The following is a 13,379-nucleotide window of genomic DNA, read 5'->3' as shown; positions in this document are numbered from 1 at the left end:
CGTCCGCGGCCGACGCGCTTTTTCCCGGTGACCGCGAACGCGGGTCCATGAGCCAGCACACCCTCGCCGCCGACGGGAGCGACCTCGCCCCGGAGACGGCGGCGAAAGCGGCGACCGCCCGTGACGCGCTCGCAGAGCGCGAGGGGGTCCTCGTCGCCTTCTCGGGCGGCGTCGACTCCTCGGTCGTCGCGGCGCTCGCGCGCGACGCCCTCGGCGACGACGCGGTCGCGTGTACGGCGCGGAGCGAGACCCTCCCGGCCGCGGAGCTCGACGACGCCGAGCGCGTCGCCGACGAAATCGGGATCCGCCACGAGACGGTCACCTTCTCCGAACTCGACGACCCGAACTTCGTCGCCAACGACGGCGACCGCTGTTACCACTGCCGGACGATGCGGCTCGGGCAGATGTACGAGACGGCCAAAGAGCTGGGAATCGGTACGGTCTGTGACGGGACAAACGCCGACGACCCCGGCGAGGGGCACCGTCCCGGCCTGCGCGCGGTCGAGGAGCTGGACGTGTTCTCGCCGCTTCTGGACGCCGAGATCACGAAAGACGAGGTGCGCGCGATCGCCGACGCCTACGGCCTTTCGGTCGCCGATAAACCCTCGATGGCGTGTCTCTCCTCGCGGATCCCGACCGGACTGGAGGTCACCGAGGAACGGTTGTCTCGCGTCGAGAAGGCCGAGCGGGTGCTCCGCGAGTGGGGGTTCGAGGGGTTCCGCGTCCGTGACCACGACGGGCTCGCGCGCGTCGAGATCTCGCCAGACGAGCTGGAACGCGCGCTCGACCCGGCGTTCGCCGAGGCGGTCCACGAACACCTCACCGACGTGGGGTTCGAGTACGTCACCCTCGACATGGCCGGCTACCGTACCGGCAGCGTGAGCCCGGGCGGCGACGGGAGCGAGGGAGAGGCGGAAAGGGCCGACGACGCGACTGACGGTACGAACGAGGAACCGGCGGTCGATCTCGGCCGTCGGTACCCTCGCTGAGGCGATCGCGGGGCGGACACGACTCTCGACGCGTGTTGCCCGTTATCACCCGAGAGAAACCGACGCGAACGTTTATCTCCCGTGTTGGTGAATCGACACGTATGAGCGAGGCGAAAACGCTCGCGATCATCGCGGGCGGCGTGGGAGGCTCCGTCGGCGCGTTCGTCGGAGTCACCGTCGGTGAGGGCACGTTCGGCGTGATGCTGACGACGCTTGTCGTCGCGATCCTCGTCGGAGCGACGGTGATCGTGAGCGCCGTCATCGCCGGCGACGTAGAGTTCTTCGCGACTGCCGACGGCGAGTGATTTCCCGGCGAGCGACACTCTCGAACGCCGTAGCCGGTGATTCACTCTGGACCGTTGCGGTCAGGGTCGACCCAGTGGCGAGCGACAGCGGAAGTGAGTGTTGCAGCTCGGTGGCGTCGATGCGATATTTAAACGATCGCGAGCGACAGCGACAATCGCCTATAAATGTGGTGCGGTGGCGCGCCCCGGTGAGCGGCCCAGTGCGCCGCTCTCCCGACTGGGGCTTTGCCGGTGTTCACCGCAGAGTCGTTGATCGCTTATAAACAACCGACAGCAACGCCACCCTCTCAGTTATAAACAACCACTCTGTCAACCCGATACACATACTCTCGCAATCGATCAAGACGCAGCCGTCAGCGATCAGCGATGCCGGATGCGGGTACCTCCGAAGAGGGTTCCAACAGAGCCTCGAAAACGGGGTTGAAAAGGTAGCGACGACCGCCCTCAGAACACGCCGGGACCGCCTTCGACCTGCTGTCGGCGACCGCTGATGATGCTCGGGGTCCCGCCCGTCTGAATGATGTTGAACGCGGTCATCAGGTCAGAGCGGGAGATGAGTCCGACCAGCTCCTCGTTCCGGTCGATCACCGGAAGCCGGCCGATGTCGTTCTCCTGCATCGTCTGGAGCGCGGTCATCGCGTCGGTCTCGGGGCCGACGCCGACCAGTTGGGTCTCCATCACGTCGTCGACTCGGTAGGCGTCCCGCTCGACGTCTCGCACCGATCGGGCGTCCTCTAAGGTTACCATCCCGACGAGGTTGTCGCCGTGGAGTACGGGGTAGCCGGTGTGACGCTCCTCGAACATCCGACTCATCAGGTCCGCGACCGACGTGTCTTCGGTGACGGTGTGGAGGTCCTCTCGGCGGGTCATCACGTCGGCGACGGTGACGTCCTCGAAGGCGGCTTTGAGGGTCGTCTGCTGTGCCTCGCCGGAGGCGGCGATGTAGATGAAGAAGGCCAACACGATCAACAGGAGCTGGAAGGTGAACAGCCCGATCAGCCCCATGAGGAAGGCGAACACCTTGCCGATCGCGGCGGCGCGCTGAGTCGCCTGCGCGTGGGGCTGGTTCCGCGCGAGGAGCGCTCGAAGGACGCGCCCGCCGTCCATCGGGAAGGCGGGGAGCATGTTGAACACCGCAAGCACGATGTTCAACAGCGCGAGGTAGCCGAAGACGAACAACACGGCGTTCGAGCCGCCGGGCGCGAGCAGGAACACGCCGAAACAGGCGAGTCCGACCCCGACGCTGACGACCGGTCCCGCGATCGCGATCCAGAACTCGTGTTTCCAGTCTTCGGGGAACTCGGCGAAACTGGCGAGCCCGCCGAGCAGCCACAGGGTGATCGATTCGATCTCGTAACCGTACCGCATGGCGACGATCGAGTGGCCGAACTCGTGGAGGAGAACGCCGCCGAACAGCCCGAGCGCGGCTGCGAGCCCGAGCGCCCACGGCGTGAGTCCCGCACCGAGCGCGGCGGAGTCGATACCGGCGCCGAACGCCTCGTTCATCACCTCGGCGATCGTCCCGACCTGCGACCCGATGAGGTAGGCGAACAGCGGCAACACGATCAGGAACGTCCAGTTGAGCCTGACCGGGATCCCCAGCGCCGTCCCGATCTTGATTCCACGCATACGCGCAGATTGGGTGGGTAGGTGGTTAAACGTCTGGGCGGCGGCGCCGGAGCGACGCCGACTCGCCGTCGTTTATAAGCCGCCGGACGGCGATCGACCGGTATGAGCAACACCACTGACGACGCGACGACGGCCGGCGAGCCCTCTCCCGTCGTGAAGCGTAGCGACGAGATCGGCTACGAAGCGGTCGACGCCGCCGAGGGGCTCCGGAAGGGCGTCCTCCTCGACGAGTCGGACGGCGCCCCGACCTTCGCGATGCGGCGGTTCGAGCTGGCGGCCGGCGCCGAAGTCCCGCGCCACACGAACGCGGTCGAACACGAGCAGTACGTGCTCGCCGGCGAGTACGTGGTGGGAATCGGCGAGGAAGAACACCGTGTGGCGCCCGGTGACGCCCTCCTCATTCCGGCGGGCGTCGAGCACTGGTACCGGAACGAGGGAGCGGACGCGGGGGCGTTCATCTGCGCGGTGCCGAACGGCGACGACGAGATCGAACTGGTCGAGTAGCCCGTCTCGCGCCCGCCCTCACTCGATCGTCCCGACTCGGTCCGCGACGTAGCCGAACTGGTCGCGGTAGCCGTACGGCGACAGCAACACGGGGTAGAAGGGGTCCTCGGCGCGGAGCTGCTCGTCGCCGGCGGCCGCGAAGGCCTCGCCGGCCTCGACGCGCTCGAAGTTGCGCGCGAACACCTCGTACGTCTCGGCGTCCGGCTTGGGGATCTGGTCTCGGAGCCGGAACACCGCCACGTCCTCGCGCCCGCCGGCGTCGACCACGCTCTCCGCGCCGGGCGCGTGGATGACGCCGGTCGCCGCCAGGAAGGCCCGCGCGAGCCAGTAGGCGTTGTCGGCGGCGCCGTCGGAGCCCTGCAGGCCGGCCTCCACTTCGAGGGTGTGCGGGTGTTCGATGAGCCGTCCCTGCGTGAACGCGTCGGTCTGGATCACGGCGTCGACCGGGAGGTGCGGGGCGACCGCGCGAGCGACCTCGTCCATCGAGTCGACGACGGCGAACGGCTCGGCGTACGACTGCGTCGAGTGGATCGCGAGGGTCGAACAGCCGTCGAGCGTGTCGAGCAGCTCGGCGGCGAGTCGCTTCTCGTGTGCCTCCGCGTTCGGGTCGCCGGGGAACGACCGATTGAGGTCGGCGTCGAGATAGCGGACCTCGGCGTCGAGCGCCGCCTCGTTGGCGACGATCAACCGCACCGGTCGCTCCACGTCGAGGTCGGCGTCGAGGAGCCGTCGGACCGCGCGGGCGCCGCAGGGCTCGTCGCCGTGGATCGCGCCGACGACCGCGACCTCCGGCTCCCCCTCGCCCAGATCGTGTACGTCCATACCGGCCTGACGCGCTCTGACGGTAAGTCGGATTCGGATCGCGGGTGCGCTCAGTGCGCCTCGTCAAGCGCCTCGGCGTACTCGTAGTCAGCCGGGTACGCCTCCGGGCGGGCGCCGTCGACGGCGATCTTCCACCCGTCGATCGCGGTCGGATCGTCGAGCGCGACTCGGAGGGTCTCTCGGACCTCGTCGAGGTCGACGCCGTAGAAGTCGCCCGGAAGCCCGCGGAGGTACTCCAGTGCGGTCTCGAACAGCGACCGCATCCCGTCGTCGTTCTCGAAGTCCACGTGCTTGTACGCGCCCGCCGCGACCTGCACCATCCCGTGGAGGAAGGCGCTCTCGGCGGTGCCGCTGCCGTAGTTGTACCACTCGTCCTCGAAGGTTTCGTGTATGGGTGTAAACAATGCGTATTTCATAAGTGAGTGGATCTTGATAGACAACATAGACCCACAGATGGCTAAGTCGATGCGAGAGCGGTACGAAACAGCTCGTGACCGAATCCGTGACGGTGATGAGATTAGCGACGAGGAAAGAAAGCGTATCCTCGAATTTCTGGACGCAAACGACCCACAACGGAATACCTACCAAATGCCAGATGGGGATACTAAGAGCGATGGAACGCTCGCCCGATATGCTCGTGAGATCCGACGTGTTGCGGCTGATGCCGACTTTAACCTAACTGAAGCCACGGAATACGATGTTAACCGCTTGATGGATGCATACCTCAATGGTCGGGTAGACCGTGTGAAAGACGAAGGATTATCCAACGGAACGGTTCGGAACAAGCAGGGGCCGATCCGTCGCTTCTATCTGTACCATGACGATCTTGAGGTTGACCGCGACGAGATTCACTTTGCCGACCAAGACGAATCGCCAGTAGATGAACGTGATATGTTCTCTGCCGATGAGGTACAGGCTATTCGCGATGAAGCAAAACGGCGTGGCTCCCGTGACGCCTGTTTAGTCGACCTGCTTCTCTATACCGGCCAACGACGTAGTGCAATCCTCAACCTTCGGCTAAAAGATGTGAATATTGAAGAGGGGACATTCTATTTGAACGAGGATGCCGGCGATTTGAAAGGTGCCAGCGGTAAGCGTCCACTGCTTGGCGCACAGAAAACTGTCCGTGACTGGAAGCGCCAGCACCCGACCGGAGAACTTGACGACTATCTTATCACGCACAAACACAAGCAAGACAACCGTGACGGCGTTCGGGCCGGTGACAAGCTCAATCCCAGTACTGTGTATCGACAACTTCAGCGGATTGGTGACGCCGTTGGAGTGGATAAGCCGGTTAATGCTCACAACTTCCGGCACTACTTCGTCACTGTCTGTAAGCGGGACTACGGTATGGACAATGACACGATAAAACACCTAATCGGCCACGAACCGGATAGTAAGGTCATGGAACGGACGTATGCTCATCTAACGGACGAGGATTACATCAAAGAGGCTGAAGTTGCTCGTGGTCTTCGAGAACCCGAAGAAGAAAACCCACTAACTCCGCCAGTCTGTGACAGTTGTGGAGAACCGCTAGACGATGACTGGAAATCATGTCCGTACTGTGGTCTCACGTACTCACCTGACGCACATGGAGTTGAAGAGCAAGTACAAGATGACGTGAAATAAGATCTGACTGATACTCTCCTAGGAAGTGACAATCAAGATATAGTCAAGCAATTCGAGAAGAGGGTGGATGAAAACCCCGAATTGAAAGCTCTGCTGCAAGACATTGTCGGGGAAGATTGAGCCGAGCTACAAGTTCATGGTGTAGTGGGAGAGAGCCCGATACTCTTCTTCGTAGGAATTCGTCTCACTTCTACGGTCCTGTTGAAGTCCTATTCTTCAGACATATCTTCGACTGAAACTGCTGTTCAATAAGAGCTGCTACTTGATCGATTGCGCGAATAGGTATCGTACGTCGCGACTGAGGTCGTTTATACGTAATCGAGCGATGTTGCTGTCGGCTGTTTATAAGCGATCGACGGTGCTGCGGTGAACACTTTCAAAGCCCCAGCCGGCGAGGCGGGCGCACGCTCGCTGCGCTCCTCACTCGGTCGCTCACGCGGTTCACTCCCTCGTTGCGGTGCTTACGTCGCCTGCGCCCGCCTCGTCGGCTGCCCCTTTGAGTCCCACCCACCCGCAACCGCACAGCCTCACGCCTCCCCAGCCTCGTCGGTGGTCCTCCGCGTTGCTCCGGACCACCGACTCCCTCGTGCGGGCTGCTCGCGCCCGATGGGCGCTCACAGGCGCACGCCACCGCAGCGTTCTTTATAAGCTATCGTCGCTATCGCTCACACTCTTTTAAATACGCTCTTGCCACCGAGGATCTGCAACACTCACTCCCGTGATCACTCACTGATCGGTCTGTACTGAGCAATGGAGGGCGTGAAACTATCAACCGCTGAGATCTCAATAGGGGCTGTATATCCTAATTTAGCCGCTGCCAGGCTCACTCTAGCCCTTCAGCGTACACAAAGTCTGCTTCTGTGGCTTCGGGAGAATTCCCATCAAGTTCAATGTGCCACCCATGCAGTACCGTAGGATCTTTGAGCGCGTTCGTGACGGTGGTCCGAACATCTAGAACAGCAACCCCATAGTAATCTGCTGGCGTTGCTTGAAGATACTGTAAGGCGGTTCTGAAGAGACTTCTCATCCCATCGTCGTTCTCAAAATCAAAGTGCTTGTACGCGCCCGCGGCGACCTGTACCATTCCGTGGAGGAAGGCGCTCTCCGTCGTTCCGCTCCCGTAGTTGTACCACTCCGCTTCAAAACAATCATGTGATTCGTGAAACTCACCGGAATTATAGAGCCGAACCCCATGAACCACAGCCGCTCGAAGAGTTCCGTGTTTCCACCCGTTTGATTCAGTTCGATCTTCACGCCAGCCGGTTGGATTTCCTGAAATCGGTGGGGCTACATTGTGGTCCCGCGTGTGGTCGTTCATAAGTTGTTTCTTGCCCCGGCTCCTCGGTAGATATCGTTTACACTGGAGCAGTCGTGCGATTTGTGGTACGCGCCGGCGTTGAACAGCCGGACGCCGTGCTCGGTCGCCCGCCGGAGGGTGGCGTGCTCCCAGTGGCCGCCGGCGATCCGCGTGTCGGCGTTCGGTTTTCCGTCCGCCGCGGCGCCCTCACCCGCTGCGTGCCACCCGGCTGGGTCCCCGAGCGGCGGGGCGACGCCGGGATCGCGGGTGTGCCCGTCCATAGGGGCGTGTCGCGTCCGCAGCGACCTAACCGTTTCGTGGAATTCGGTCCTGCCACCGGATCGAACGGTTCTTTCCCCGGCCGGGTGTCAGGTCGGGTAATGGACGCCGGCCTCCTGTCTGCGATCGGCGCTGCGGTCGTCTGGGGGACCTACATCTTCGTGCTCAAGCGCTCGTTCTCGGGGTATCCGCCCGCCGGGCTCACGGTGCTGATCAACGTCTCGGCGCTCGCGTGGTTCCTCCCGGTCACCGTCGCGACGAACGAGTTTCTCACCGACGGAATCGGTGGACTCGCCCAGGCAGCGGCCGGCGTGAACCCTGCCGCCGTCGCCGTCGTCGCCGGAACCGCGACCGCCACGGCGGCCGCTTTCGTGGTGTTTCTCCGGGCGATCGACGAGGGCGACGTCTCCTACGTGACTCCGATCAACAAGGTCGTCCCGATGTTCGTCTTGCCGATGGAGGTGTTGTTGCTCGGCGAGGTGCTCGCGCCGATACAGGTGGCGGGGGTCGTCGTCGCCACCGCCGCGGTGTACGTCGCGAACTACGAGCCCGGGAGCCTGCTTGCACCCCTAGTCAGTGCGGTCCACTCCCGACCCGCCCAGCTCGCGCTCGTGAGCGCGGCGTGTTACGCGATCGCCGACCTCGGGAAGCGGGTGGCGCTTCAAGAGCTCGCGATCCCGGGAACGCTGTGGGTTCCGCTGCTGCTCACGGGCGCCGGACTCGTTCTGCTGCCAGCCGCGGTCCGAAACCCGCCACGCGTGACCCGAGCCGACGTGCCGAAGTTCCTCGCGGCCGGCGCGCTCGTCGCGCTCGGCGAGTACCTGACCACGGTCGCGTTCGCGTCGCTCCCCGCGAGCGTCGCCTCACCGGTGATCAACACGCAGGCCATCATCGCCGTCATGCTCGGCGGAATCGTCCTCGGCGAGCGCTACTTCCGGATCCGGCTCTTGGCCGCGCTCCTCGCGGTCGTCGGCGTCGGAATGATCGCGCTGTGATCCGGTTCGCTCTCTCAGACGGTCGGCGCGAGCGACCCGCAAAACACGTTACACGGGGGGTCGAAGCACACGTATGACCTGCGACGAGGGCGACCGATCCGGACACGCTGCATCGGTCGTCGCCGCGCTCGCCGACGGCGCCTACGTCCTCGATGCGGATCGGAACCGCGTGTTCGTCAACGACCGACTCCGAGAGGTGACGGGCTTCTCCGAGGAGGTGCTCCATGGGAAACACCCGGAGCGCATCGTCGAAGAGGGGTACTGGGACGAGGCGACCGGCGAGCGCTTCCGCGCCGCTGTCGAGCGCGTGCTCGCCGGTGAGTCTGACGACGAGCGCGTCCAGCTGACGACGACGCTCGGTGACGGGTCGACGGTCACGACCGAGACGCGGCTCACGCCGCTGACTGACGACGGGGACGGAAGCGCCGAGGGCGACGACGGCGGCGACGAGGACGGCGAGAGCGACGACGAGGTGGTCGGCGCCGTCGGGGTGATCCGCGACGTGACCGAGCGCGTCGAGCGGGAGCGGGAGCTGACACGGCTCAACGACCGGCTCGAACGCCTCGCGGGATTCCTCTCGCACGACCTCAAGAATCCGCTTTCCGTCGCGCGCGGCTATCTGACACTGGCCCGCGACACCGGAGATCTCGACCGACTCGATCCCGCGGAGGACGCGCTCGATCGGATCGAGACGCTGATCGGCGAGGCGCTCGTGATGGTCAGAGATCCCGACGCGATCGATATCGATTTCGATCCGGTCGACCTCGACGCGCTTGCGACGGACTGCTGGGAGTCGGGCGACTTCGGGGAGCCGCCGGCCGACGCGACGCTCGTCGTCGAGGAGGCCGGTCCGGTCGCGGCCGACCGCGACCTGCTCCGCCGGGCGCTCGGGAATCTGATCGGAAACGCGTTCGACCACGCCGGCGACGCGCCCACGGTTCGGATCGGTATCGACGACCGCGGGATCTACGTCGCCGACGACGGTCCGGGGATTCCGGCGGACGAGCGCGGTGACGTGACCGAGTTCGGCGCCTCACACGGCGGCGGTACGGGGATCGGACTCGCTATCGTCGAGCGCGTCGCGGCCGCGCACGGGTGGACGCTGGAGATCGACGAGTCGGCCGACGGCGGCTTCGAGGCGCGGCTCGGTGGCGCGGAACCGACGACGTAAAGGGGTGGGGTGTCGAACTCAGGGCCGCGTGCGAGGGTAGCCAAGCCCGGAAACGGCGGCGGACTCAAGATCCGCTCCTGTAGAGGTCCGTGGGTTCAAATCCCTCCCCTCGCATGAGCGCGTCACAGCGCGTACATGCGGAAGACGCTCTCGGAGCGCTCTTCCCTCGCAAAACTTCACTCGAACTCGACGAGCGGCAGCCATTTATAAACCCGAGGCGGTGGCGCGTGCCTGCGAGCGGGCCGCAGGCCCGCGAGTCAGCACGCGCGAGGGATGCGGTGAGCGCTCGGAGAGCGCGAACCGCGAGGCTGGGGAGGCGTGAGGTGCGGGGCTGTGCGGTGCGGGGTGGGACTCAAAGGGGCAGTCGCGATTTCCGCGAGCGGAGCGAGCGGAAAGACGAGAGACTTCGTCTCTCGGAAGGGCGAAGACGGGCGACGCAAGGACCGCAGGAGCGAACGCAGTGAGCGACGAGGACCGCAGCGAGCCCATCGAGTCCTCGCGGCTGGGGCTTTGGCGGTGTTCGGTATCGATCCGTTATCGACCACTTATCGGCGATCGAGCCAGCATGAGTATAACGAATAATCGGACCGCTAGCTCGACGCCGACGCCGATCGCGGACAAGAGCGCGGCGAGGCCGTCGCCCGCCTCCCACATCCGTCACCCCGAACCTGACGCTCGATGCACACACCGCCAAAACGTCACGAACGTCCACCCGAAACGGAGGGTCCGAAACGGTTTTGCCGGCCCCTGACGGACGGTCGATATGCCAACGGATCCCGACACTGGGTACGACCCCTCGCTGGGTCGGAAGTTCGTCTTCGTCACGGGCGGGGTGATGTCCGGGCTGGGCAAGGGCATCACCGCCGCCAGCACCGGCCGTCTTCTCGCGAACGCGGGCTTCGACGTCACCGCTGTCAAGGTGGACCCCTATCTCAACGTCGACGCCGGAACGATGAACCCGTACGAACACGGCGAGGTGTACGTCTTAAAGGACGGCGGCGAGGTCGACCTCGATTTGGGTAACTACGAGCGCTTCCTCGGCACCGACATGACGTTCGACCACAACGTCACCACGGGGAAGACCTACCAGCACGTCATCGAGCGCGAGCGCGCCGGCGACTACCTCGGCAAGACCGTCCAGATCATCCCGCACGTCACCGACGACATCAAGCGGCGCATCCGAGAGGCCGCCGAGGGGAGCGACGTCTGTCTGATCGAGATCGGCGGGACGGTCGGCGACATCGAGTCGATGCCCTTCCTCGAAGCCCTCCGCCAGTTTGCCCACGAGGAGGACGACGAGGACATCCTCTTTACCCACGTCACGCTCGTCCCCTACTCGAAGAACGGCGAGCAGAAGACGAAGCCGACCCAACACTCGGTCAAAGAACTGCGGTCGATCGGCCTGCAGCCCGACATCCTCGTCGGGCGCTCCGAGGACCGGCTGGAGCCGAAGACGAAAGAAAAGATCGCCCTGTTCTGCGACGTGCCCACCGACGCCGTCTTCTCGAACCCGGACGTCGAGGATATCTACCACGTTCCGCTGATGGTCGAAGACGAGGGGTTAGACGAGCACGTGATGGAGCGGCTCGGACTCGCCGACGAGGCGCTCCCGAAAGCGGAGCGGTCGACGGAGTGGCGCGAGCTCGTCACCCGCGACCGCGAGGAGGAGATCGACGTGGCGCTCGTCGGCAAGTACGCCTTAGAGGACGCGTACATGTCGATTCACGAGGCGCTGAAACACGCCGGGATCCAGACGGAGACGGAGGTGAACGTGCTGTGGGTCGACGCCGACGAGACCACGGACCGCCACGAGGAACGCCTCGCCGAGGCCGACGCCGTCGTCGTCCCCGGCGGGTTCGGCTCCCGCGGAACGGACGGGAAGATCGAGGCGGTCCGGTACGCCCGCGAGAACGACGTGCCCTTCCTCGGCCTCTGTCTCGGCTTCCAGATGGCGGTCGTCGAGCACGCGCGCAACGTGCTCGAGCTGGAGGGCGCGCACTCAGCCGAGATCGACCCCGACACCCCCTACCCCGTTATCGATCTGCTCCCAGACCAGTACGAAACCGAAGACATGGGCGGGACGATGCGGCTCGGCGCCCACGAGACCGACATCGAGCCCGGCACGCTCGCGGCGCGGGTGTACGACGCCGACTCCTGTACGGAGCGCCACCGCCACCGCTACGAGGTAAACCCCGAGTACATCGACGAGCTGGAAGCGGACGGACTGGCCTTCTCCGGGCGAGCCGACAACCGGATGGAAATCTTAGAGCGCCCGGACCACCCGTTCTTCTTCGGGACGCAGGCCCACCCCGAGTTCCGGTCGCGGCCGGACCGAGCGAGCCCGCCGTTTGTCGCCCTCGTCGAGGCGGCGCTGGGATCGACGGACACAACCGAGCGGAACGCGGACGTGAGACTATAGATGGTCGAGACGGAGGAATTCATCGCGGAGGCGAAAGCGGAGATCCGGGAGGCGATCGGCGACGCGAACGCCGTGATCGCCCTCTCCGGCGGCGTCGACTCCTCGGTGGCGGCGACGCTCGCGTACGAGGCGGTCGGCGACCAGCTCACCCCGGTGTACGTCGACACGGGGCTCATGCGAAAAGGCGAGACGGAGGAGATCCGCGACACCTTCTCGTTCATGGAGTCGCTGCGAGTGATCGAGGCGCAGGACCGCTTCTTCGACCGCCTCGCCGGCGTCACCGACCCCGAGGAGAAGCGCCACGTCATCGGTGAGGGGTTCATCGACGAGTTCGAGACGGTCGCCAACGACGTTGACGCCGACTACCTCGTGCAGGGGACGATCTACCCCGACCGCATCGAGTCGGAGGGGAACATCAAATCGCACCACAACGTCGGTGGGCTCCCCGAGGTCGTCGACTTCGAGGGGATCGTCGAACCCGTCCGGGACCTGTACAAAGACGAGGTCCGCGAGGTCGCCCGCGCGCTCGACTTAGAGGAGATCATCTCCGAGCGGATGCCGTTCCCCGGTCCCGGGCTCGCCGTCCGGATCGTCGGCGAGGTAACGCCGGAAAAGGCGGAAGTCGCCCGCGAGGCGACCCACGTCGTCGAGGAGGAACTCGAGGAGTACGACCCGTGGCAGGCGTTCGCCGCCGTTCTCGGGAAGGCGACCGGCGTCAAAGGCGACAACCGCGTCCACGGCTGGGTCGTCGCCGTGCGCTCGGTCGAGAGCCGCGACGGGATGACCGCACGCGCCCAGGAGCTCGACTGGGGCACGCTCCAGCGCATTCAGAGCCGGATCACCGGCGAGAACGACGACGTGGCGCGCGTCGTCTACGACGTGACCCACAAACCGCCCGCGACGATCGAGTACGAGTGATGGTGGGGACACCCGCTCACACCGACGGCGGTCACGTCGACGGCGGTCGCGTCGACGACGACCGCGTCGCCGTCGTCGCCGGCCCCGACGAGCACGGACTCGGCGAAGAGCTTGAAGCGCTCGGCGTCGAAATCCGCCGGATCGAGGGGCTCGTCACCGCCGACGTGCTCTCCGAGGTCGGAATCGCGGAGGCCACCTACTTCGTCCTCACCGACGTGGAGGAGGCGACCGGGATCCCGATCGCCAAGGAGCTGCATCCGGACGTACTCGCGGTGACGTACGCGGAGCGGTCGCTTCCCGAGTTCGTCGCCGGCGTTGCCGACCTCGCGATCGACCCGGCGCTGATGGGGCCTGAGACGGTCGCAGAAGAGCTGGTCGACGACGCTGCCGACCGGACGGAGTAGTAGTGGTCGCGGAGTAGC

The 13,379-nt window shown here is 65.0% G+C and carries 13 protein-coding genes, 1 tRNA gene and 1 pseudogene; 10 read left to right on the top strand and 5 right to left on the bottom strand.

Going from position 1 to position 13,379, the window contains the following annotated elements:
• The first annotated feature begins 47 nt into the window (after nucleotides 1–47).
• Nucleotides 48–989 (top strand): ATP-dependent sacrificial sulfur transferase LarE, encoded by a 942-nt coding sequence (gene larE, locus ACNS88_RS09605; RefSeq protein ID WP_435096457.1) that lies wholly within the window; start codon nucleotides 48–50, stop codon nucleotides 987–989.
• Between the two features lie 101 nt (nucleotides 990–1,090).
• Nucleotides 1,091–1,294 (top strand): hypothetical protein, encoded by a 204-nt coding sequence (locus ACNS88_RS09600; protein ID WP_435096454.1) that lies wholly within the window; start codon nucleotides 1,091–1,093, stop codon nucleotides 1,292–1,294.
• Nucleotides 1,295–1,738: 444 nt separating this feature from the next.
• Here the strand turns inward: ACNS88_RS09600 and ACNS88_RS09595 are convergent, their stop codons facing one another.
• Complete coding sequence (locus tag ACNS88_RS09595) at nucleotides 1,739–2,923, bottom strand: CBS domain-containing protein (RefSeq protein WP_435096451.1); 1,185 nt, start codon at nucleotides 2,921–2,923, stop codon at nucleotides 1,739–1,741.
• 102 nt (nucleotides 2,924–3,025) lie between these two features.
• Here ACNS88_RS09595 and ACNS88_RS09590 point away from each other — a divergent pair, with 102 nt between their 5' ends.
• Nucleotides 3,026–3,427, top strand: a complete 402-nt coding sequence (locus ACNS88_RS09590) for a cupin domain-containing protein (RefSeq protein ID WP_435096448.1) — start codon at nucleotides 3,026–3,028, stop codon at nucleotides 3,425–3,427.
• An 18-nt stretch (nucleotides 3,428–3,445) separates the two neighbouring features.
• On the opposite strand, the gene ACNS88_RS09585 is transcribed toward ACNS88_RS09590, so the two are convergent.
• Both ACNS88_RS09585 and ACNS88_RS09580 read right to left on the bottom strand, forming a co-directional pair.
• Nucleotides 3,446–4,249 (bottom strand): M14 family metallopeptidase, encoded by an 804-nt coding sequence (locus ACNS88_RS09585; protein WP_435096445.1) that lies wholly within the window; start codon nucleotides 4,247–4,249, stop codon nucleotides 3,446–3,448.
• A 50-nt stretch (nucleotides 4,250–4,299) separates the two neighbouring features.
• Nucleotides 4,300–4,638: pseudogene (locus tag ACNS88_RS09580) on the bottom strand (DUF309 domain-containing protein); the annotation flags it as partial.
• Between the two features lies 1 nt (nucleotide 4,639).
• On the opposite strand from ACNS88_RS09580, the gene ACNS88_RS09575 reads away from it, so the two are divergent.
• A complete protein-coding gene (locus ACNS88_RS09575) occupies nucleotides 4,640–5,878 on the top strand; it encodes a site-specific integrase (RefSeq protein WP_435096442.1) in 1,239 nt (412 codons plus the stop codon).
• 823 nt (nucleotides 5,879–6,701) lie between these two features.
• On the opposite strand, the gene ACNS88_RS09570 is transcribed toward ACNS88_RS09575, so the two are convergent.
• Together ACNS88_RS09570 and ACNS88_RS09565 are read right to left on the bottom strand one after the other, a co-directional pair.
• On the bottom strand, nucleotides 6,702–7,196 hold the full coding sequence (locus tag ACNS88_RS09570) for a DUF309 domain-containing protein (protein ID WP_435096439.1): 495 nt from the start codon (nucleotides 7,194–7,196) through the stop codon (nucleotides 6,702–6,704).
• The gene (locus tag ACNS88_RS09565) at nucleotides 7,193–7,456 is read right to left on the bottom strand and encodes a DUF309 domain-containing protein (RefSeq protein ID WP_435096436.1); all 264 of its coding nucleotides are present in this window, start codon (nucleotides 7,454–7,456) and stop codon (nucleotides 7,193–7,195) included. The genes ACNS88_RS09570 and ACNS88_RS09565 overlap by 4 nt, the downstream gene beginning before the upstream one ends.
• A gap of 99 nt (nucleotides 7,457–7,555) precedes the next feature.
• On the opposite strand from ACNS88_RS09565, the gene ACNS88_RS09560 reads away from it, so the two are divergent.
• The 6 genes from ACNS88_RS09560 (at nucleotide 7,556) to ACNS88_RS09535 (ending at nucleotide 13,361) form a co-directional block, all read left to right on the top strand.
• Entirely contained in the window at nucleotides 7,556–8,449 is an 894-nt protein-coding gene (locus ACNS88_RS09560; protein ID WP_435096433.1) for an EamA family transporter, read from the top strand.
• 73 nt (nucleotides 8,450–8,522) lie between these two features.
• The gene (locus ACNS88_RS09555) at nucleotides 8,523–9,620 is read left to right on the top strand and encodes a PAS domain-containing sensor histidine kinase (RefSeq protein ID WP_435096430.1); all 1,098 of its coding nucleotides are present in this window, start codon (nucleotides 8,523–8,525) and stop codon (nucleotides 9,618–9,620) included.
• Between the two features lie 30 nt (nucleotides 9,621–9,650).
• A tRNA-Leu gene (locus ACNS88_RS09550) sits at nucleotides 9,651–9,734 on the top strand.
• Nucleotides 9,735–10,383: 649 nt separating this feature from the next.
• Nucleotides 10,384–12,039, top strand: coding sequence for a CTP synthase (gene pyrG, locus ACNS88_RS09545; RefSeq protein ID WP_435096427.1), 1,656 nt, complete (start codon nucleotides 10,384–10,386; stop codon nucleotides 12,037–12,039).
• Nucleotides 12,040–12,957, top strand: coding sequence for a glutamine-hydrolyzing GMP synthase (gene guaA, locus ACNS88_RS09540; protein WP_435096424.1), 918 nt, complete (start codon nucleotides 12,040–12,042; stop codon nucleotides 12,955–12,957).
• Nucleotides 12,957–13,361 carry a DUF7126 family protein gene (locus ACNS88_RS09535; protein ID WP_435096421.1) on the top strand — a complete coding sequence of 135 codons (405 nt, stop codon included), beginning with the start codon at nucleotides 12,957–12,959 and terminating at the stop codon, nucleotides 13,359–13,361. The genes guaA and ACNS88_RS09535 overlap by 1 nt, the downstream gene beginning before the upstream one ends.
• The last annotated feature ends 18 nt before the right edge of the window (nucleotides 13,362–13,379 follow it).

The organism is Halorubrum shenae, assembly GCF_051194165.1.
Classification (GTDB): Archaea; Halobacteriota; Halobacteria; order Halobacteriales; family Haloferacaceae; genus Halorubrum.
Note: the sequence above shows the minus strand (reverse complement) of the source record. Positions and strands in the feature narration are given on the sequence as shown.

Excerpts from the sequence above, each read along its gene's own strand:
- larE (WP_435096457.1), top strand. The coding sequence starts at position 48 with ATGAGCCAGCACACCCTCGCCGCCGACGGGAGCGACCTCGCCCCGGAG.
- ACNS88_RS09600 (WP_435096454.1), top strand. The coding sequence starts at position 1,091 with ATGAGCGAGGCGAAAACGCTCGCGATCATCGCGGGCGGCGTGGGAGGC.
- ACNS88_RS09595 (WP_435096451.1), bottom strand. The coding sequence starts at position 2,923 with ATGCGTGGAATCAAGATCGGGACGGCGCTGGGGATCCCGGTCAGGCTC.
- ACNS88_RS09590 (WP_435096448.1), top strand. The coding sequence starts at position 3,026 with ATGAGCAACACCACTGACGACGCGACGACGGCCGGCGAGCCCTCTCCC.
- ACNS88_RS09585 (WP_435096445.1), bottom strand. The coding sequence starts at position 4,249 with ATGGACGTACACGATCTGGGCGAGGGGGAGCCGGAGGTCGCGGTCGTC.
- ACNS88_RS09575 (WP_435096442.1), top strand. The coding sequence starts at position 4,640 with ATGGGTGTAAACAATGCGTATTTCATAAGTGAGTGGATCTTGATAGAC.
- ACNS88_RS09570 (WP_435096439.1), bottom strand. The coding sequence starts at position 7,196 with ATGAACGACCACACGCGGGACCACAATGTAGCCCCACCGATTTCAGGA.
- ACNS88_RS09565 (WP_435096436.1), bottom strand. The coding sequence starts at position 7,456 with ATGGACGGGCACACCCGCGATCCCGGCGTCGCCCCGCCGCTCGGGGAC.
- ACNS88_RS09560 (WP_435096433.1), top strand. The coding sequence starts at position 7,556 with ATGGACGCCGGCCTCCTGTCTGCGATCGGCGCTGCGGTCGTCTGGGGG.
- ACNS88_RS09555 (WP_435096430.1), top strand. The coding sequence starts at position 8,523 with ATGACCTGCGACGAGGGCGACCGATCCGGACACGCTGCATCGGTCGTC.
- pyrG (WP_435096427.1), top strand. The coding sequence starts at position 10,384 with ATGCCAACGGATCCCGACACTGGGTACGACCCCTCGCTGGGTCGGAAG.
- guaA (WP_435096424.1), top strand. The coding sequence starts at position 12,040 with ATGGTCGAGACGGAGGAATTCATCGCGGAGGCGAAAGCGGAGATCCGG.
- ACNS88_RS09535 (WP_435096421.1), top strand. The coding sequence starts at position 12,957 with ATGGTGGGGACACCCGCTCACACCGACGGCGGTCACGTCGACGGCGGT.